At 66.5% G+C, this 19,192-nt stretch carries 21 protein-coding genes; all 21 read left to right on the top strand.

Going from position 1 to position 19,192, the window contains the following annotated elements; translation table 11 throughout:
• Positions 1–55: 55 nt before the first annotated feature.
• Positions 56–904, top strand: a complete 849-nt coding sequence (pyrF, locus tag AOP73_RS10830) for an orotidine-5'-phosphate decarboxylase (protein WP_061966192.1) — start codon at positions 56–58, stop codon at positions 902–904.
• Between the two features lie 37 nt (positions 905–941).
• A complete protein-coding gene (mihF, locus tag AOP73_RS10825; RefSeq protein ID WP_061965876.1) occupies positions 942–1,256 on the top strand; it encodes an integration host factor, actinobacterial type in 315 nt (104 codons plus the stop codon).
• A complete protein-coding gene (gmk, locus tag AOP73_RS10820; RefSeq protein ID WP_061965874.1) occupies positions 1,253–1,807 on the top strand; it encodes a guanylate kinase in 555 nt (184 codons plus the stop codon). Before mihF ends, gmk begins: the two co-directional genes overlap by 4 nt.
• A 59-nt stretch (positions 1,808–1,866) precedes the next feature.
• Positions 1,867–2,130 (top strand): DNA-directed RNA polymerase subunit omega, encoded by a 264-nt coding sequence (gene rpoZ / locus AOP73_RS10815; RefSeq protein WP_061965872.1) that lies wholly within the window; start codon positions 1,867–1,869, stop codon positions 2,128–2,130.
• 29 nt (positions 2,131–2,159) lie between these two features.
• Positions 2,160–3,434, top strand: coding sequence for a bifunctional phosphopantothenoylcysteine decarboxylase/phosphopantothenate synthase (locus AOP73_RS10810; RefSeq protein WP_061965870.1), 1,275 nt, complete (start codon positions 2,160–2,162; stop codon positions 3,432–3,434).
• A gap of 202 nt (positions 3,435–3,636) precedes the next feature.
• The gene (metK, locus tag AOP73_RS10805; RefSeq protein ID WP_061966189.1) at positions 3,637–4,806 is read left to right on the top strand and encodes a methionine adenosyltransferase; all 1,170 of its coding nucleotides are present in this window, start codon (positions 3,637–3,639) and stop codon (positions 4,804–4,806) included.
• Between the two features lie 21 nt (positions 4,807–4,827).
• Positions 4,828–6,996, top strand: coding sequence for a primosomal protein N' family DNA-binding protein (locus AOP73_RS10800; RefSeq protein WP_061965868.1), 2,169 nt, complete (start codon positions 4,828–4,830; stop codon positions 6,994–6,996).
• Between the two features lie 150 nt (positions 6,997–7,146).
• Positions 7,147–8,139, top strand: a complete 993-nt coding sequence (fmt, locus tag AOP73_RS10795) for a methionyl-tRNA formyltransferase (RefSeq protein ID WP_061965866.1) — start codon at positions 7,147–7,149, stop codon at positions 8,137–8,139.
• Positions 8,136–9,641 (top strand): RsmB/NOP family class I SAM-dependent RNA methyltransferase, encoded by a 1,506-nt coding sequence (locus tag AOP73_RS10790; protein WP_236683589.1) that lies wholly within the window; start codon positions 8,136–8,138, stop codon positions 9,639–9,641. Before fmt ends, AOP73_RS10790 begins: the two co-directional genes overlap by 4 nt.
• Positions 9,642–9,688: 47 nt before the next feature.
• Positions 9,689–10,414, top strand: a complete 726-nt coding sequence (gene rpe, locus AOP73_RS10785; RefSeq protein ID WP_061965864.1) for a ribulose-phosphate 3-epimerase — start codon at positions 9,689–9,691, stop codon at positions 10,412–10,414.
• Positions 10,371–11,456: a bifunctional diaminohydroxyphosphoribosylaminopyrimidine deaminase/5-amino-6-(5-phosphoribosylamino)uracil reductase RibD gene (gene ribD / locus AOP73_RS10780; RefSeq protein ID WP_084626830.1), complete on the top strand. Its 1,086-nt coding sequence runs from the start codon at positions 10,371–10,373 to the stop codon at positions 11,454–11,456. The genes rpe and ribD overlap by 44 nt, the downstream gene beginning before the upstream one ends.
• Positions 11,456–12,049, top strand: a complete 594-nt coding sequence (locus tag AOP73_RS10775; protein WP_061965862.1) for a riboflavin synthase — start codon at positions 11,456–11,458, stop codon at positions 12,047–12,049. The genes ribD and AOP73_RS10775 overlap by 1 nt, the downstream gene beginning before the upstream one ends.
• A 44-nt stretch (positions 12,050–12,093) precedes the next feature.
• Positions 12,094–13,356, top strand: coding sequence for a GTP cyclohydrolase II (ribA, locus tag AOP73_RS10770; RefSeq protein WP_084626854.1), 1,263 nt, complete (start codon positions 12,094–12,096; stop codon positions 13,354–13,356).
• A gap of 49 nt (positions 13,357–13,405) precedes the next feature.
• A complete protein-coding gene (gene ribH, locus AOP73_RS10765) occupies positions 13,406–13,870 on the top strand; it encodes a 6,7-dimethyl-8-ribityllumazine synthase (RefSeq protein WP_061965859.1) in 465 nt (154 codons plus the stop codon).
• 128 nt (positions 13,871–13,998) lie between these two features.
• Positions 13,999–14,262, top strand: coding sequence for a phosphoribosyl-ATP diphosphatase (locus AOP73_RS10760; protein WP_061965857.1), 264 nt, complete (start codon positions 13,999–14,001; stop codon positions 14,260–14,262).
• A gap of 24 nt (positions 14,263–14,286) precedes the next feature.
• Entirely contained in the window at positions 14,287–15,129 is an 843-nt protein-coding gene (gene hisG, locus AOP73_RS10755) for an ATP phosphoribosyltransferase (RefSeq protein WP_061965855.1), read from the top strand.
• 2 nt (positions 15,130–15,131) lie between these two features.
• Complete coding sequence (locus AOP73_RS10750; RefSeq protein ID WP_061965854.1) at positions 15,132–16,181, top strand: helix-turn-helix transcriptional regulator; 1,050 nt, start codon at positions 15,132–15,134, stop codon at positions 16,179–16,181.
• Entirely contained in the window at positions 16,174–17,094 is a 921-nt protein-coding gene (locus AOP73_RS10745) for a helix-turn-helix transcriptional regulator (protein ID WP_152650655.1), read from the top strand. Before AOP73_RS10750 ends, AOP73_RS10745 begins: the two co-directional genes overlap by 8 nt.
• Before the next feature lie 31 nt (positions 17,095–17,125).
• Positions 17,126–17,446, top strand: a complete 321-nt coding sequence (gene tatA / locus AOP73_RS10740) for a Sec-independent protein translocase subunit TatA (protein ID WP_084626829.1) — start codon at positions 17,126–17,128, stop codon at positions 17,444–17,446.
• Positions 17,436–18,248: a twin-arginine translocase subunit TatC gene (tatC, locus tag AOP73_RS10735; RefSeq protein WP_236683588.1), complete on the top strand. Its 813-nt coding sequence runs from the start codon at positions 17,436–17,438 to the stop codon at positions 18,246–18,248. The genes tatA and tatC overlap by 11 nt, the downstream gene beginning before the upstream one ends.
• Positions 18,245–19,192, top strand: coding sequence for a diacylglycerol/lipid kinase family protein (locus AOP73_RS10730; RefSeq protein WP_061965848.1), 948 nt, complete (start codon positions 18,245–18,247; stop codon positions 19,190–19,192). Before tatC ends, AOP73_RS10730 begins: the two co-directional genes overlap by 4 nt.

Raw genomic sequence — 19,192 nt, 5'->3', positions numbered from 1 at the left:
CAGGTAGTATGCCTACATAGAGTGATTTTGGCGACGACCTGTGGAGGAGACTGCGGTGACCTTTGGCTCCCGACTGGCGCTGGCGATGGACGAGCACGGGCCGCTATGTGTGGGCATCGACCCGCACCCGGGTCTGCTCGAAGCGTGGGGGCTGCCAGACAACGCCGACTCGCTGCAGTTGTTTGCCGACGCGGTCATTGACGCGGCCACCGGGCGTGCTGCCGCAGTGAAGCCGAACGCCGCCTTCTTTGAACGGCACGGGTCGCGGGGAATGGGTGTCCTTGAGAATCTGCTGGGACGCTGCCGCGAGCAGGGACTGCTGAGCGTTCTCGACGCCAAGCGGGGAGACATCGGCTCGACAATGCAGGCATACGCCGAGGCGTTCCTGGCGCCTGGCGCTCCCTTCGAGGCCGACTCCGTGACGCTCTCGCCCTATTTGGGTGTGGGGTCACTTCAGCCGGCCTTTGACCTCGCGGCGAAGCACGGTAAGGGCGTCTTTGTGCTCGCGCTGACCTCTAATGCCGAGGGACACACCGTGCAACACGCGACCTCGGCGGACGGCGTGGCCGTTGCCGCGGCCGTCACCGCCGCCGCCGCCGAGCTCAACGCTGGGGCTGAGCCATTGGGCAGCATCGGCTTGGTTATTGGGGCGACGGTCGGGTCCGCAGTGACGGACCTCGGCATAGATTTATCGGCTCTCAATGGGCCGATCTTGGCACCCGGTGTGGGCGCACAAGGAGCGGGGCCTGCAGAACTTGAGCAGGTGTTCGGGAACGCACGGCGGTGCGTACTCGTCAATCAATCACGGGGCGTCTTGCAGGCAGGACCGTCGGTTGACAGGTTGGTCGAAGCCATTGACTCGGCATCGACCGAAGCTCAATCACTCCTGCAAACCCCGTCGTAATGCATTGCGACAACCGGTTCTAGTAGAAGGAGACACAGTGGCTACTCCAGAGCTCAGCGACGAACAGCGAGCAGCGGCACTCGTGAAGGCGACCGCCGTGCGTTCCGCGCGACGCGTTTTCAAAGAAGAGCTTTCGCGCGGAGAGATGACGCTTGAGAAGGCGATCTCACGGGCCAAGGCGGACGACGCCCTCGCGGGCATTCGCGTCCATGATCTTTTGCAGTGCCTGCCCGGCGTGGGACCGAAGCGTGCGACCACCACGATGGAGGAGATCGGAATCTCCGCCGCGCGGCGTGTACGTGGACTCGGCACCCATCAGGTCGAGGCTCTCTTGGAACGCGAGAGTCGGTGAACCGACTCGTGGTTCTTGCCGGTCCCAGCGGGGTAGGCAAGGGCACGGTGGTTCGCGCCCTTCGCGACCGCCACCCGGACGTGTGGCTATCCGTTTCAGCGACCACACGCGGGCCGCGGCCCGGCGAGGTCGACGGTCAGCATTACTTTTTCGTGAGCGACGACGAGTTCACTCGCATGGTCGAGACGGGTGAATTGCTGGAATGGGCCACGGTCTTTGGCGGCCATCGGTACGGGACACCGCGTGGCCCTGTCGAGGATCGCCTGTCCGACGGCACGCCGTGCATCCTGGAGATCGACCTGCAGGGCGCGCGCCAGGTGCGTGAGTCGATGCCGGAGGCACTACAAGTGTTCATCGCGCCGCCGTCCTTCGACGTGTTGGTTGACCGACTCGTCGGCCGAGGCACGGAGGATGAGCGAGAACGCGAGCGCCGCCTCGCGACCGCACGCGAGGAGATTGCCGCCCAAGGCGAGTTCGACAAGGTCATCGTGAATGACAATGTGATGGACGCGGCCGAGGCCCTGGAGCGCCTGGTCCTGCCTTCACGGTAAGATAGTGGAAGTTTGAGCCTACGCTCACCCAAGCAAACCCCTTAAGCATTGGAGTAACCATGGCCGGAACGATTGCCAATCCCATCGGAATCACCAACCCGCCCATCGACGAACTGCTCGAGAAGGTCGACTCCAAGTACGCCCTGGTGATCTACAGCTCCAAGCGTGCACGCCAGATCAACTCGTACTACGAGGCACTCGGCGAGGGTCACTTTGAGAACGTTGGCCCGCTGGTCGAGGCAGACTCGACCGACAAGCCTCTTTCCGTCGCACTCCGCGAGATCAACGAAGGCTCGCTGTTGGTGCTGGGCGACGACGCGTAAAGCGTTAGCCCCACCCAACATAGGTCACATTGCGCGTCCTCCTGGGCGTGACGGGCGGCATCGCCGCCTACAAGGTTGCGATCGTTTTGCGCCAGTTGCGCGAGGACGGGCACTCGGTGCGCGTCGTCCCCACCGCCGCCTCGCTTAACTTTGTGGGTCGAGCAACGTGGGAGGCCCTGTCCGGGCACCCCGCGCCCACCGAAACCTTCGAGGACGTCCCCTCCGTCGCACACGTGCGGCTAGGGCAACGAGCAGACATCGTGCTGGTGGCACCCGCGACGGCCGACTTCCTTGCGTCGATGGCTCATGGCAGCGCCAAAGATCTGCTGGGCAACGCACTGCTCGCCACGCAGGCGCCGGTGGTCGTAGCGCCCGCCATGCACACGGAGATGTGGCAGAACGCGGCAACCCAGGCCAACGTGGCCACGCTGCGCGAGCACGGGGTCCACGTGATCGATCCGGCCGTTGGCCGCCTCACCGGCGCCGACTCCGGACCCGGGCGCCTGCCCGAGCCCGACGACTTGGTTGCCGCGCTCTACGCCGTCGCCGAGGGACGCGGGTTGCCGGTGGCAACCACCCAAGCGGACGATGCTGGGGCTGGCTCTCGTGCAAGTGACGCCGGGTGGGGAGACCTGGCGGGTGTCAGCGTGGTCATCAGTGCCGGCGGCACGCACGAGCCCGTGGACGCCGTGCGCTACCTCGGAAATAGGTCCAGCGGACACCAGGGCCTCGCCTTGGCTCAGGCCGCGGCCGACCGCGGCGCGAACGTCACCCTCGTGGCAGCCAACGTGGTGCTGCCGTCTGGCGAGGGCATCGTCCGCGTGGACGTGGAGACTTCCGCGGAGTTGGCAGAGGCGGTGAAGGACGCCGCGAAGGACGCCGACGTCGTGATCATGGCCGCCGCAGTCGCGGACTTTCGCCCTCGCGAGGTGAGCGCGACCAAGATCAAGAAGACTGGTGACGCGACAGCTGACCAGGCCGGGCTGACGCTGGAGTTGGTTCCTACCGAGGACATCCTCGCTGCGCTGGTTGCCGAGCGCCCGGCACGCCAGACCGTCGTGGGCTTCGCGGCGGAGACTGGCGACAGCACGGCGAGCGTACTCGAGCATGGTGCTGCGAAGGCGCGTCGAAAGGGCGCGAACCTGCTGGTGCTTAACGCGGTGGGCGGGGGACAGGGGTTCGGCGATGTCCCCAACACCGTGACGATGCTGGATGTGAACGGCGAGGCGGTGGCCGAGGCGAGCGGATCCAAGCTCGCCGTCGCGCACGCAATCCTCGACCGCATCGTCTCCATGCGTTCCTGAAGAACCGCACCGCGGTCACGCTCCACCCCGACCGCTCACGACGTCCGCGATCGACAATGGTGCCGCGCACGGAGCACAACTGCACCGGGTCCGGTGCGATCGGGGGTACGCACGTTGCGCGCCGGAAGTCCGCGCGGAGTGGCACTCCGTTGATGCGGCCCGTGCGGAAGTGCCGTCAGTGGCTTTGGCTATGCTTACCGGCATGACAAATCTGCGCCTGTTCACGTCCGAATCCGTGACCGAGGGTCACCCCGACAAGGTCTGTGACCAGGTGAGCGACGCGATCCTCGACGAGATGCTTCGCCAGGATCCCCTCTCCCGCGTCGCAGTAGAGACGATGGTCACCACCGGGCTCGTACACGTTGCCGGAGAGGTCACGACCGAGGCCTACGTCGACATTCCCGGCACCATCCGAGGCGTCGTCAACGACATCGGCTACACGTCGTCCAAGGTGGGCTTTGATGGCGATTCGTGCGGTATCTCGGTGTCTATCGGCGAGCAATCGCCGGACATCTGGCTCGGGGTTGGCTCGGCGACGGACGTCGATGAGAAGCAGCTGGGCGCCGGTGACCAGGGCCTGATGTTCGGCTATGCGTGCCAGGACACCCCCGAGTTGATGCCGCTACCGATCTCGATCGCGCATCGCCTCACCCAGCGCCTCGCGCAGGTGCGTCGCGACGGCACCGTCGAGGGGCTACGCCCCGATGGCAAGGCGCAGGTCACCATTGGTTACGACGGTGACAAGGCCGTGTCCGTGGACACGGTAGTGCTGTCGAGCCAGCACGCTGAGGGAATGAGCATGACGGCACTGCGCGGAGCGATCGAGGAGGCGGTGATCGGGCCGGTGCTCGCGGGTTACGACCTGGACGCGTCCGGGCACAGGTCGCTGATCAACCCCACCGGCATCTTTGAGATCGGCGGCCCCAAGGGCGATGCTGGCCTCACCGGTCGGAAGATCATCGTTGACACGTACGGGGGCATGGCGCGGCACGGTGGCGGCGCCTTCTCGGGCAAGGACCCCTCAAAGGTTGACCGTTCGGCGACCTACGCGATGCGCTGGGTGGCGAAGAATGTCGTAGCTGCGGGTCTTGCCGCCCGATGCGAGGTACAGGTCGCGTACGCGATCGGTACCGCACACCCGGTGGGTCTGTACGTGGAGACCTTTGGCACGGCAACAGTCGAGGAAGCCGCCATTGAACGCGCGATTCGTGAGGTCTTTGACTTGCGCCCGCAGGCGATCATCGCGGATCTCGACCTGCAGCGTCCCATCTACCGGCAGACGGCCGCCTACGGTCACTTTGGGCGCGAGCTGCCTGATTTCACGTGGGAGCGCACCGACCGCGCTGCCGCGTTGGTCAGCGCCGCGCGTTAAGTAGGAGGCACAATAGGCACCATGGCATCTGAGGGGTCACATGGCCGGGCGGCGGGTACGTCACGCGCCGCCGCTGACCTTTCTCGTGTCGGTGGGGTCCATGGCAGGGTCCCCGAAGGTGTAGAAGAGGACGGCGCACTGTTCGCCGCGCCCATCGCGCCCGCACCAGGAGTCGGTGCCTCCACGCGTGTGAGCGACAAGCGCGGCGCGGCAAGAGTCGCCCCCGAGGGGCCGCCGCTCAAGGTGGCGACGGTATGCATCGACAGCGCCCTGCCGCACCTGGATAGGCCGTTCGACTACGCGATTCCAAGCAAACTCGACGGCGTCGTGCAGATCGGTACCCGGGTGCGCGTGCGCTTCGCGGGCCGCCTCATCAACGCGGTGGTGGTGGCGGTTGCGGACACGTCAGACTTTGCGGGAACGCTTGCGCCGTTGAACTCTGCCGCGGCCTCTCCTTCGTACACGGCCGACTCCCTCGAATTCGCGCGTGGTGTGGCCCGCCGTTACGGCGGCTCGCTGTGGGATGTCCTGCGCCTGATGGCTCCGCCTCGCGTCGCGAGTGTTGAGGCGCGTGACTGGGGTGAGGAGCAATTCAGCAAGAGTGCATTCGTGGAGGCAGCCGCCACCTTGCGTGGAGCGGCTGAGGCGGCCGGGCTTGATTTTGCGCAGGTGGCAGCCGGCGCGCGCGTGGTGTGGGAGGCCGTGCCCGAATCCGAGGCTCCGTCGTCGATCCCCGCCGCCGCCCTGCTCGCCGCCTCGGTGGAGGTCGCCGCCAAGGGGCTGAGCGCGATTGTGGTGGTGCCCGATGCCCGCGCGGTCAAGCGTGTCGAGGCGGCTCTCGTCGACACCGGGCTTACTCGCTGGACCGCCCGCTCAGGTGGTCACTTTGTGGTTCTCGATTCCGACGAGGGCGCGACGCCTCGCTACGCGGCCTACCTCGCCGCTATGCACGGCCGCGTCGGCCTCGTGGTCGGCACTCGTACCGCCGTGACGCAACCCGTGCCCGAGCTGGGACTCGTCACCATCTGGGACGATGCATCGTCCGTCTTCGATGATCCTCACGCGCCGTACCCCAACGCCCGCACGCTCGCCGCCATGCGGGTGGAATTCAACGGCGCCGGCGCACTGTTGGGCGCCTATGCGCCGGGTGTCGACGCGATGGCCCTGGTCGCGCACGGGTGGGCCGAGTTGCTGCGCTCGGATCGTGCCGTCGTGCGCGCCGGTACCCCCATTGTCGATGTTCTGACCGCGGAGCGTCGGGAGGCCGAGGGAGGGTCGGGCTGGCACTGGATGCCGGGCAGTGCGTGGAGGGCGGTCACGAAGGCACTGCCCCGGGGTCCCGTCGCGATTGTGGTGCCCCGCACCGGCTACGTTCGCGCCGTGACGTGTGCCACCTGCGGCACCTGGGCGCAGTGCCGCGAGTGCGAGGGTTCCCTGAGTCAGTCCCACGTGTCCGCGTCCCTGGTATGCGTGGATTGCGCCACCGTGCAGGTCGACTGGCACTGCACGGAATGTCACTCGCGCGCCGTTAAACAGGCGCGTCAAGGTGTCGAGCGCATCGCCGAGCAGGTCACGGCGATGGCGAAGGGCACACCTGTGCATGTCTCCGCGGCTGCCGTGGGAACCCTGCCGGACGATGAGATCACCGAGGGCCTCGTGGTCGCGACCCCCGGCGCGCTGCCCGCCGTGGCGGGCGGCTACGCGCATCTGGTGGTGGTGGGGGCGGATGTCCCAGCATCGGGCGGACTGGGCGCGGAACTGCAGGCGATTCGATGGTGGCTCAATACGGCGGCATTGGTGCGATCCCGGGAGCGCGGGGGAGCGGTCACCCTGGTCGGCGACCTTCCGGATGCCGTGCGACAGGCAATCGTGTCCTGGACACCCGGCGACGCTGCCCGTGATGCCTACACTGAGCGAGCCGGGCTCGGCCTGCCGCCCGCACGGCGCACACTCGCGATCACTGGTGACGACGCGGCACTCACCCTTGCTCTCAGTGTCGCGGTCGAGGGCGAACGCATCGAGCGCCATCCGGACATCACCGTTGTTCCCTCACGGGACGGAGTGACGCTGCTGATGTCGCGCCGAGTGACCGCCGCAACCGTCGACGCCGTCAGGTCCGTGCAAGTGGAACTGTCCAAGTCCGGCGACGGTGAATTGAGGCTGCGCGTGGACGGGCCACTCGAGGTCTAAACCGCCGTGCGATGGCACATCGGAGCGGTAGACCTCGCTGATGTGCATGGCACGAGGCGCGGGTAGGCGGGCTCGGCACGGTTGCTTTAACAGTGCTGAAGCCAGGGCGATCTGTCGGTGGGCTGCCCGCCTCCCGCCTACGATGGGCACATGCGTCTGATCTTTGCCGGCACCCCCCACATCGCGGTCCCGACCCTCGAGGCACTGCTTGCGAGCGAGCACGAGGTGGTGGCGGTACTGACCCAGCCGGATGCTAGGGGCAAGCGCGGCAAGACCCTGCACCCGAGCCCCGTCAAAGTGGCAGCGCTCGAGCACGGACTGCCGGTGCTGACACCCGAGAAGGCCTCGGCGCCGGAGGTCATCGAGGAGATTGCCTCGTACGAGGCGGATGCCGCGGCAGTGGTGGCTTACGGCCAGATCCTCAAGCCGGCGCTTCTCGACGTCGTACGAATCGCGTGGGTCAACCTGCATTTCTCTTTGCTCCCCGAGTGGCGCGGAGCCGCACCGGTCCAGCGCGCCATCATGGCGGGCGACGAGATTAGCGGCGCCAGCACCTTCATCATCGAGGAGGGACTCGACACCGGACCTGTCATCGGCACCATGACGGAGCGTGTGCGCCCCACCGATACCAGCGGTGACCTGCTGGACCGCCTGGGCGTCTCCGGTGCGCCGCTGATGGTGCAGTCACTGACGGCACTCGGCACCGGGCAGGCGGGCCCCGTCGCGCAGTCACCCGATGGTGTCAGCTACGCTCATAAGCTCACTCGCGAGGACGCGTACGTGCGTTGGGAACTCGCCGCTCACGTGGTTGATCGCCAGATTCGTGGCTGCACGCCCGCTCCTGGGGCATGGACCACGTTGCCCGATGGCTCGGTGGCCAAACTGGGTCCCGTCACCCTGGTTCCCGACGCTCCCGCCACCGTTCCCGGCCAGGTACGTCTGGGCGCCGGCGAGCCGCAGCCCGACGACTCAGACGCGATCGCAGCGATGCGCAAGGAGTTCGCGGATGCGGTGGTGGTCGGCACCGGCACGCATCCCGTTGCGCTGACGTGGATCGCTCCGGCCGGGAAGAAGCCGATGCGCGCGGCGGACTGGTGGCGCGGCGCCCGGCTAGACGATGCTGCAATCTTGGGAGAGTCATGACCAACGACATGAATGGCGCGGGATACGGCAATTCAGCCTATGACGAGGCGGAGTATGGCGAAGCGGATAGTGGTGACGTAGCCTCGACCGCTACGCGGGACAGCTATGCCGCCGCCCGCAATCATGGCGTGACGCTGACCAACGACAGGGCGCGCTCGGCAGCGTACGAATGCATCCTGACGGTGACGCGTGACGACGCGTACGCCAACCTCGTGATGCCGTCGATCCTGCGCGACGCGGGACTGAGCGGACGCGACGCAGCATTCGCCACGGAACTGGCCTACGGCACGCTGCGCATGCAGGGCCTCTACGACGAGGTCATCGCTGTGGCATCCAAGCGCGCCCCGGCCGAGCTCGACGTGGACGTCCGTGCGGCCCTATGGATGGGAACGCACCAGGTGCTGGCCATGCGCGTGCCCCCACACGCCGCCGTGTCCGAGACCGTGGCACAGGTGAAGGCGCAGTCGAACGTGGGCGCCGCCAAGTTCACCAACGCCGTCATGCGCCGCGTGACCGAGCGCGAACCCGAGGCCTGGTTGGACGTGGTCGCTCCTGGCACCACGTTGCCCGCGCTCGGCAAGCGCTACTCGCACCCCGCCTGGATCGTTGACGCCCTCGCCGCGTCCCTGCAGGCAGACGGGCGCGGTCACGAGCTCGAGGAGCTGCTGTCAGTCAACAACACCCCGGCTCGCGTGACTCTTGTGGCACGCCCGGGACTTGCCGACCCCTACGACGTGGTCGACAGCATCGGCGATGCCGAGGTGACTGAACTCTCCCCGTATGGTGTGGCGCTCAACGGCGGCGACCCCGGCGCCATTGCGGGCGTGCTCGACGGCACCGTCGCGGTGCAGGACGAGGGCAGCCAGGTGGTAGCCACCGCGATGGTGGCGGCTCAGGACGTGACGGAAGGTGAGCGCTGGCTCGACATGTGCTCCGGCCCCGGCGGCAAGACCGCGCTGCTTGGAGCCCTGGCCGCCGAGTATGGCGCCACGGTTGACGCCCTCGAACTTCACAAGCACCGGGCCAAGCTGGTCCGTCAGTCCACGCGCGCACTGCCGCGCGGCGTGGTGGACGTCCACGTGGGAGACGGACGCACCTGGGGTGCCGACGGCTCGTACGATCGCGTCCTCCTCGACGCGCCCTGCACCGGTCTGGGTGCGCTGCGCCGGAGACCGGAGTCGCGCTGGCGCCGCAGTCCCGAGGACTTAGCGGAACTGGCCGAGTTGCAGCACCAGTTGCTGTCGTCAGCCGTGCGGCTGGTGCGTCCCGGCGGTGTTATCGCCTACGTGACCTGCTCGCCAGTTCTCGCGGAGACCCGCGAGGTGGTCGACTCCGTGCTGATCCACGCTGGCCTCGAGCAAGTGGATGCCCGCGACGCGGTCGCCGCGGTTACCGCGCTCGAGCCCCACGAATGGGGAGCCGGCCCGCACGTCCAGATGTGGACTCACGCGCACGGCACCGACGCCATGTTCCTGGCGCTGCTGCGCAAGCCCCTCGGGTAGTGCAGGCGCCCTCAGGCGACGAACGCGACAGGCAGTAGGCTCGAAGCATGGCTATCCAGATTGCTCCCAGCATCCTGTCCGCAGACTTTGCGAACCTCGAACGCGACATTGCGGCGGTGTCAACCGCCGACCTCCTGCACGTCGACGTGATGGACGCCCACTTTGTGCCAAACCTCACTCTGGGCCTGCCCATCGTGGAGCGCATCGCGCAGGTGTCCTCATTGCCGGTGGACACGCACCTGATGATCGAGAATCCGGACCACTGGGCAGCCCGCTATGCCGAGGCCGGCGCCGCATCCGTGACCTTTCACTACGAGGCGGCGAAGAATCCAGTGGCGATCGCGCGGGACCTCCGCGCCCTAGGGGTGCGGGCCTCTGTCGCCCTCAAGCCCGGCACCGATGCCTCCGAGATCCTCGACGATCTCAAGGAGTTCGACATGGTGCTGGTCATGACGGTGGAGCCCGGCTTCGGCGGCCAAGCCTTCATGCCCGAGATGCTTCCCAAGATTGAGGCAATCCGTGCGGCCGTCGACCGCGGCGTAGCGGACGGCTCACTCGCCATCGCACCTTGGATCCAGGTGGACGGCGGCATTGCTCCCGCGACTGCTCACAGCGTGACGTCCGCGGGCGCGGACGTGTTGGTGGCTGGCTCTGCCGTCTACGGTTCCGACGACCGCGCCGCCGCGATCGCTTCCCTGCGTGAGGTCGCTCAAGGGCCCGAGACCATTCATGGTGCACCCACGAACGGCGGCTCCGGAGCGCACCATCATTGAGCAACCGGGGACCGACCCCACGCGGCACGCGACCCTTGGTCCCTCCCAGGCACTCGACCGGGCGGTGGAACTTGCCGCCCGCGGTCCGGCCCACGGGCCCAACCCGCGGGTCGGCTGCGTCATCACCGATGCATCGGGCCTCGTCTTGGGGGAGGGCTGGCATCAGGGCGCCGGCACCCCGCACGCCGAACCTGCCGCCTTGTCCGATGCCGAGACGCGCGGCAACGATGTCTCCGGCGCGACCGCCTACGTGACGCTAGAGCCGTGTTCGCACACCGGCCGCACGGGACCGTGCACCGACGCTCTCACCAATGCAGGTATCTCCACGGTGCGCTACGCGGTCGAGGACCCGAACCCCGAGGCCGCGGGTGGCGGACAGGTCCTCCGCGACCGGGGCATCGACGCGGTCTTTGCCCCCCACGCGGGTGCCGCTGAACTGAACGCGCGATGGTTGGCCAGCATCGGCATCGGCCGCCCGTATGTGATCGCCAAATGGGCCGCGACCCTGGACGGACGAACGGCGGCCGTGGACGGCACGAGCGTGTGGATCACGGGGGACGAGGCTCGCGAGCACGCGCATTCGGTTCGCGCGGAGGTCGACGCGATTGTGGTTGGAACCGGAACGGTCCTCACCGACAACCCGTCGCTGTCGGCACGTGTGGATGGGTCAGAGGTAGGACATCAACCGTTGCGCGTAGTGATGGGGTTGCGCGACACCTCGGGCAGAAAGGTATGGCGCGACGACAACGCGGTGGCGATGGGCACGCATGACCCCGCCGAGGTCCTGGCCGAGCTGCATGATCGCGAGGCGCGGGTGGCGCTGATCGAAGGCGGGGCGGCGATCACCACCGCGTTCCTGTCGGCCGGATTGGTGGACGAGATTCACGCGTACATTGCGCCAGCGATACTCGGGGCGGGCACGTCGGCCGTGGGCGACTTGGGAATCTCGACGATGCATGGGGCGTTGAGGGGGCAGGACGTGTCAACGCGCCAGTTGGGCGCGGATACGCTTGTCATCGCACACGTGGCGAAAGGAATCTGATGTTTACCGGGATTGTCGAGTCAGTCGGCACCATCACAGCCGTGACCGAACTTGGCGACCAGTCGCAGATTTCCGTCAGCTCGCCGGGCTTGGACGGCGACCTCCAGCACGGTGAGTCGATCGCCGTGGACGGCGTCTGCCTGACCGTCGCCAAGCACACCGCAGACGAGTGGATCGGCGACGTGATGCGTATTACGCGCGAAACCACGTCGCTCGGCGACATCAAGGTGGGCCAGCGAGTCAACATCGAGCGTGCGATGCGCGTCGACGGGCGCCTTGGTGGACACCTCATGCAGGGTCACGTTGACGCGACTGCCACCCTCGTGGCACGCGACTCGCAGCCAGACTGGGACGACCTCACGTTTGAGATTCCCGAGTCGATTCTGCGCTATGTGGTTTCCAAGGGTTCCATCGCGCTCAACGGAGTCTCGCTCACGGTGGCAGCGCTCGAGGGAAATCGTGCCACGGTGTCGCTCATCCCCACGACGCTTGCTGACACCACGTTTGGTGACGCCGAGGTAGGAATGGTCGTGAACGTCGAGGTGGATGTCATCGCCAAGTACGTGGAATCCATGATCGGCGCCCGCTCATGAATGACACCCCGCACGTCAACTCCGATGCCGAGGACTTGCTCGCGATGGAGAGCGATCCGGACTGCGAGACCGAGGACCCGATAGCGCTCGTCGAGACCGCTCTGGAGCAGCTCCGCCAGGGCCGGCCTGTGCTGGTGGCGGACTCGCGACACCGCGAAAACGAAGCCGACTTCATCATGGCCGCTCAGACCACCACGGTGGAGTGGGTCGCGTGGGGCATCCGCCACTCAAGCGGCTACCTCTGCGCGCCGATGCCGGGGCCCAAGGCCGACGCCCTCAATCTTCCCCTCATGGTTCCGAGCAGCCAGGATCCGCGACGCACGGCCTACACGGTGTCCGTCGACGCCGCGAGCGGCGTCACCACGGGTATCTCCGCGGCCGATCGCCTGCGCACGCTGCAGGTGCTCGCCGAGCCCGACGCGACACCCGAATCTGTCATCCGGCCCGGCCACGTGCTGCCGCTGCGCGCAGTAGCCGGGGGAGTGCTGCATCGTCCCGGCCACACGGAGGCCGCCGTGGACCTGTGCCGTCTCGCGGGACTGGAACCCGTGGGCGTCATCGCCGAGATGGTCAACGACGACGGCACGATGATGCGGTTGGGTGACGCGTCCGAGGTCGCTAATCGCGAGGGGCTGGTGCTGATGACCATCGCCGACCTGATCGCGTATCGCAAGGCCAAGGGCGACGAGCCGCTCGCCATTGAGCCGGCCCCCCATCGCGTGGTCTTTGAGGGCGAGTCCTCGCTGCCGACCGTGCACGGGCGCGTTGCTATCCGTGGCTACCGCGACGCACGCACGGGTGACGAGCACGTCGCCTTAATCGCGCCCAACCGTGACGGCATCACGCCATTGGTGCGGGTGCATTCAGAGTGCCTGACGGGAGACGCCTTCGGCTCTCTGCGCTGCGACTGCGGCCCTCAGTTGGACCACGCGATCGAGCGCATCGTCAACGAGGGAGGCGCGGTCGTGTACCTGCGAGGGCACGAAGGCCGCGGCATCGGGATCTTGGCAAAAATCCAGGCGTACGCGCTCCAAGATGAGGGCCGAGACACCGTGGACGCCAATACCGACCTGGGATTGCCCGTGGATCGGCGTGAATACGGGGCGGCTGCCGCGATTCTTGCGGACCTGGGGCTGACGAGCATTCGCCTGCTGACGAACAACCCGGCCAAGGTCGAGGGAATGCGCGCCTCGGGCATCGAGGTCGCTGAGCGCGTGCCACATCACGTGGGGGCGACGCCCGAGAATGCGTTTTACCGCAGCACCAAGGTGGCTCGCATGGGACACCTGCTGGGCGACAACTCTTAAGCGCTTTTTGAGGCGCGATCCTACTCAATACACGTCAAGGAGAACCATCATGAGCGGCGAGGGAGCACCCACCATCGCGGTGGACGGACAAGGTCTGCACATCGAGATCGTCGCGTCGCAGTGGCACACGGCGGTCATGGATGGACTGGTCGCGGGCGCGATCCGGGCCGCCGAGAAGGCCGGCGCCACGTATCGCCTCACGCGCGTGGCGGGCGCGTTCGAACTCACCGTCGTCGCCGAAAAGATCGCGCGTGAGGGAGTGGACGCGATTGCCGCGCTCGGCGTCGTCGTGCGCGGATCGACCCCTCACTTTGAGTACGTCTGCCAGGCGGTGACGCTGGGGCTCAACGATGTGGCACGCACGCACATGACCCCCGTGGGCTTCGGCATTCTGACCGTCGACAACGACGAGCAGGCGCTGTCCAGGGCCGGCTTGCCTGAGTCCGACGAGGATAAGGGAGCCGAGGCCGTCGAGGCGGCGCTGTCGACGGCTCGCATTCTTCGTGACAGCTGAGGCAGCTTAAGCACACATCGCGTTTCGGGTACCCGATTGAGGGTGCGGACGTCGCTTGGCGCGGAGAGAAGGCGACTCTGACGGCTGGTTGTTCGCGCACGCGCCGCCGCCTGCCCTAGGCTGTCGTTGTGAAAACCTTTGACGAACTCTTCGCTGAACTCACCGCCAAGTCCGTGGAACGTCCCGAGGGCTCCGGCACCGTGACGCTTCTCGACGGCGGGGTGCATGCCATCGGCAAGAAGCTGGTCGAAGAGGCCGCGGAGGCCTGGATGGCCGCCGAATACGAGACTGACGCGGAATGTGCCGAAGAGATCTCGCAGTTGCTCTATCACGCGCAGGTCATGATGATCGCGCGCGGACTCACGCTCGAAGACGTGGGCCGCTACCTTTAACTTTCCGCATCCATAAGGAGATCCGTGCTTCGCATCGCCGTCCCCAATAAGGGGTCACTGTCCGACCCGGCCTGTCAGCTTCTCAAGGAGGCCGGCTACAAGCAGCGTCGCGACCCCCGCGAGCTCGTGTTGGTTGACCACCGCAATGAGGTCGAGTTCTTCTTCCTGCGCCCGCGTGACGTCGCCGTCTATGTGGGCGCCGGCACCGTTCACGCTGGTATTACTGGCCGTGACCTGCTGCTCGACAGCGCCGCCAAGGCCGTCGAGACTCTTGAACTCGGATTTGGTGGCTCGACGTTCCGCTACGCGGCGCCCGCCGGTGAGATCACCGACATCGAGCAGATTCAGGGCAAGCGGGTCGCGACGTCGTACCCGCACTTGGTCAAGAATCACCTCAAGTCCTTTGGTGTCGAGGCCAAGGTGGTCCGCCTGGACGGCGCCGTCGAGTCCTCCGTCCGCCTGGGGGTTGCTGATGTGGTGGCCGATGTGGTCTCCACGGGCACTACGTTGCGCGCCGCCGGCCTGGAAATCTTTGGTGAGCCGTTGCTCAAGTCCGAGGCCATCTTGATTCGAGGCGCCGATGCGACCGAGGACGACATCGCGGTACTTACCGGCCGTCTACGCGGAGTGCTGATGGCTCGCCAGTTCATCCTGGTGGACTACGACGTGCCTAACGAGAAGCTGGATGCCGCGATCGCCGTCTCGCCCGGCGCTGAGGGGCCGACCGTCACGCCCCTGCACGGCAAGGACTGGCACGCGGTGCGCGTCATGGTTCCCCGCGTGGAGATGAACCAGATCATGGATCAGCTGTATGCGGCCGGCGCTCGTGCAATTCTTGCCACCGAACTCCTCGCGGTGCGGGTCTAGTCGTGGCCCAGGCGGACGCGGCGGAACGCCTCCTGAACCTGATCATCGCCCTCACGAATGCGCCTCGCCGCATGACTCGTGACGAGATCAGGAACACCGTGGCGGGCTATTCACCGCGTCCTCACGGCGCCAGTGCTGCAGAGGCTAAGAGCTCGGACGATGCGTTCGAGCGCATGTTCGAGCGTGACAAGAAGGCCCTCCGTGAGCTCGGGGTGCCGCTGAGCACGGTGACGGACCCGCTCGACGGAGCGGACATCGGCTACAAGATCGTTGCGGCGGATGCGGCAATGCCCGCTCTCGACCTCACCGCTGCTGAGATCGCCGTGCTCGCATTGGCCGCCGAGTACTGGCAGGGTGCCACGCTCGGGGACGACGCACGTTTGGGTTTGACCAAGCTCGCCTCTCATACGCCACATCAGGTCACCGAGCCGATGCCGTGGGCTGCGCTGTCCACGTCGTCACGCGACGCGACGTCTGCCTTCGTCGACGCGATCCACGAGCGGCAGTGCGTCCGCTTCCACTACACCTCGGTAACCTCAGGCAGCGCGATTCGCAACGTCCAGCCGTGGCGTCTACTGGTGCGGGGCGGCACGGAGTACCTCGTGGGCCTTGACATCGACAAGAACGAGACCCGCACGTATCGCGTGAGCCGCGTCCACGGACAGATCAAGGTGGTGGGCGAGCCGGGGGCCTTCGAACGCCCCGAGGTTGTTCCCGACTCCATCTTCAGCGACGCCGTCGGTGGGGACGCCATTATCGCCCTGCGACCCGAATCCGGGTACGCACTCCGGGCGAGGGGCACGGCGCTTGACACCGCTGCCGCTCGGGAGATCGCAGTCGAGTCCGCCTCCATCGGTGTGACCGCGACGGAGCTGGCCAACGAACACGCGCCCGGTCAGTGGGAGCTCTTTAAGGTGCACTACGAGCACCTCGACCTGTTGCGCGACGAGGTCCTCTCCCTGCGCGGCGCGGCAAAGGTGATCATGCCTGAGGCGCTGGCGGCCTCGGTCGTCGACTACGCACGCAAAGCGCTGGAGGTGGCCCGTGGCTGAGAAGGCGCTACCGCGGTTAACACGACTGCTGGGAATCATGACGTACGTCCAGGACGAGGGTGAAGCGCCGTTTGCCGACCTCGCGGCAAAGTTCGATGTCAGCGTGGAGACCATCCGCAAGGACATCAACGCGCTGTGGGCCTCGGGCCTACCCGGCTATGCGGGTGGCGACCTCATCGACTTCGACAGCTACCTGTACGACCAGGACGTCGCGGCCATCATCGACAGTCAGGGCGTCACCCAGGTCAGGCTCAGCACACGCGAGGGCGTCGCCCTGGTGGGAGCACTGGCTAGCATGATCGCGTCTGGCGCCGCCCCGGCGGTTGCCACCAGCGCTCGGGACAAAATTGGCGAGATGCTGGGCGCGGACGATCCAGTGGTCGTGCAGCCCGTTGCGGACGTCGACCACGAGATCACCGGGTCGCTCCAGGATGCTGTGACACGTGGGCGCGTGGTCGACGTCGAGTACGTCGATGCCGCAGACCACCGCACCGCGCGAACCATCGAGCCTCACCGCCTGGTGGCGATCGATGGAGTCGCCTACGTGGAGTGTTTCTGCCGCCGGGCTCAGGATTATCGGACGCTGCGCATCGGCCGCATCGTGGGCGTGGAAGTCCGTGACGAGGAGGTCGTGGCTCCGCCCGCGGACGCTAGCGGCTTCACGTTGGTCTCGCAGTTCGAGGCGACGGTGGTGGCCGCCAGGGGATCGCGCTGGGTGCTCGAGGACCTGCCCGGTGTTCAGATTGAAGATGTGGGCGACGACGTGCGAGCGACCTTTGACGTCGTCGATGTCGACTGGGTGGCTGACCGGCTGCTGGCCATCGCGCCGTACTTGCGCACGGTTGAGCCCGAGTCGGTGAGGGCGGCACTCGCGCAACACGCGGATGCTGTCCTGGCCACCGTCGCCGGTTAGACTGTCTCAACGACATTAAAGGGAGTTCATCATGGGTGCATTGAAGGGCTGGCACATCGTTGTCCTGCTCGTAGTCGTTCTGCTGTTGTTTGGGGCGCCCAAGCTTCCGGAACTGGCGCGGTCCATCGGTAAGTCCCTGCACATCCTCAAGGACGAGGCGAAGTCGCTCACCAATGAGGACGACGAGCCCTCGGGCGCGTCGCAGGCGAACCAGAACACCACCAACTCCGCATCGTCGACGACGCCTCCGACGAGCGCGCAGACCACCAACGACGCGGCAAATACCTCGACTACTGAGGTCCACCCGAACTCGACGTCGCACAACGGCGACACCGAGGCGCGTGGCAAGTAAGCCTGCGCGCCGGAAGCAAAACCCCGACGCGCGGATGCCGCTGCGGGAGCACCTCGCGGAGTTTCGCAAGCGCATCATCCTGGTCGCCATTGGCGTAGCCGTCTTTACCGTGGCCGGTTGGTTCTTCTACACGCCCGTGTTCGAGGCTCTCCAGGCACCGGTACTCGCCGCCGCCGAGGAGGGCAATGGCCTGGTCTCCATCAACTTTGAGGGCCTAGCAACGGCGCTGGACATGCAGATTAAGGTCTCGGTTGTGATCGGGGTGGTGGCAAGCTCGCCCTGGTGGCTCTACCAGCTGTGGGCGTTCGTGTCGCCCGGCCTGAACCGCAAGGAGCGCGGCTACACCGGAGCGTTCCTCGGCGCCGCTGTTCCGTTATTCCTGGGCGGTGTGGCCCTGGCCTGGTGGGTTTTCCCGCACGCGGTGCAGATCCTTACCGACTTCCGTCCCGAGAACACCGCGAACCTGCTCAACGCTCAGATGTTCATGACCTTCGCCATGCGCTTGGTGCTGGCGTTTGGCTTTGCGTTCGTGTTCCCCGTCATTATGGTCGCGCTCACCTGGGCCGGCACGGTCAGCTCGCGCACGTGGCTGAAGGGTTGGCGCTGGGCAGTGATGGGCATCTTTGTCTTCGCGGCCGTCATGACACCCACGCCCGATGCTGTGACCATGATCATCATGGCCCTGCCCATGTGCGGTCTCTACTTTGGCGCCATCGGAGTGGGCGCGTTGCGCGAGCGCTCCAGGCGGGCCAAGGTCGCCAGCGCAGAGAAGGCCAGCTCCGGGCACACGTCCGACGCATGAGCCGCATCGGCGTCATCACCAACCCCACCGCGGGATCAGGGCGCGGTGCCCGGTGGGGCTCGGAGGCGCTGACCGCCCTGTCGGCTCACGGGCATCAGATCCGTGATCTGTCCCGGGGAAGTTGGGCGGCATCGTACGAGGCGGCCATGGAGCATCGGCGGGGTCTCGACGCCCTGGTGGTGGTGGGTGGAGACGGCATGGTTCACCTCGGCATTCAGGTCTGCGGCGGCCGCACGCTACCTCTCGGCATTGTCGCGGCCGGTTCGGGAAACGATGCTGCGCAGAGCCTGGGACTTCCCATCCATGACATCGAGGCGTCAGTGCGGCGAATCGACGAGGGACTCTCGGGGCACATTGCGCGCATAGACCTGGGCGTGATCACCGGCGCTACCGTCGACCACCCCTCCAAACCGCGGTACTTCATTGCGGTACTGTCCGCAGGAATAGACGCCGCAATCGCGGCCTATGGGTCAAATCTCACGTATCCGCGCGGACCGCTCAAATACAAGGTAGCGACACTGCGTGAACTACCGCGCTTCAAGCCGTACGGCGTACGGATCAAGGTCGACGGCACGGAGTGGACCCAGCGTTGCACTCTCATCGCGGTCGCCAATGGCACCGTGTTCGGCGGCGGCCTCAAGGTGTCACCGGACTCGGTGCTCAACGACGGCAAGCTGGAACTCGTGATAGCGGAGCCGCTGAGCCGACGCTCCATTCTGAAGCTCTTTCCCAAGTTGTACGACGGTTCACACCTGGCAGACGAGCGGATCCGAGTCATCCCGGCCTCCACCATCGAGATCACTCCCTTGGGGGACGCTGAGGGTGGCGACGGAGCCGCACTACCGCCCGCCTTTGCCGACGGCGAGCAGGTGGGCCGAGCACCCATGACCGTCACCGTGGCGCCCAGGGCGTTGCGCGTTCTGGGCGCCACGCTAGCCAAGTAG

The sequence above is a fragment of the Demequina aurantiaca genome (assembly GCF_000975135.1).
In the GTDB taxonomy this organism is placed as follows: Bacteria; Actinomycetota; Actinomycetes; order Actinomycetales; family Demequinaceae; genus Demequina; species Demequina aurantiaca.
This window is presented reverse-complemented; position numbering and strand designations above follow the sequence as displayed.

Coding starts and splice junctions, on each gene's coding strand:
- ribH (WP_061965859.1), top strand. CDS start 13,406: ATGAGCGGCGAGGGAGCACCCACCATCGCGGTGGACGGACAAGGTCTG.
- rpoZ (WP_061965872.1), top strand. CDS start 1,867: ATGGCCGGAACGATTGCCAATCCCATCGGAATCACCAACCCGCCCATC.
- fmt (WP_061965866.1), top strand. CDS start 7,147: ATGCGTCTGATCTTTGCCGGCACCCCCCACATCGCGGTCCCGACCCTC.
- rpe (WP_061965864.1), top strand. CDS start 9,689: ATGGCTATCCAGATTGCTCCCAGCATCCTGTCCGCAGACTTTGCGAAC.
- AOP73_RS10790 (WP_236683589.1), top strand. CDS start 8,136: ATGACCAACGACATGAATGGCGCGGGATACGGCAATTCAGCCTATGAC.
- AOP73_RS10730 (WP_061965848.1), top strand. CDS start 18,245: ATGAGCCGCATCGGCGTCATCACCAACCCCACCGCGGGATCAGGGCGC.
- AOP73_RS10775 (WP_061965862.1), top strand. CDS start 11,456: ATGTTTACCGGGATTGTCGAGTCAGTCGGCACCATCACAGCCGTGACC.
- tatA (WP_084626829.1), top strand. CDS start 17,126: ATGGGTGCATTGAAGGGCTGGCACATCGTTGTCCTGCTCGTAGTCGTT.
- metK (WP_061966189.1), top strand. CDS start 3,637: ATGACAAATCTGCGCCTGTTCACGTCCGAATCCGTGACCGAGGGTCAC.
- AOP73_RS10800 (WP_061965868.1), top strand. CDS start 4,828: ATGGCATCTGAGGGGTCACATGGCCGGGCGGCGGGTACGTCACGCGCC.
- ribD (WP_084626830.1), top strand. CDS start 10,371: ATGGTGCACCCACGAACGGCGGCTCCGGAGCGCACCATCATTGAGCAA.
- ribA (WP_084626854.1), top strand. CDS start 12,094: ATGGAGAGCGATCCGGACTGCGAGACCGAGGACCCGATAGCGCTCGTC.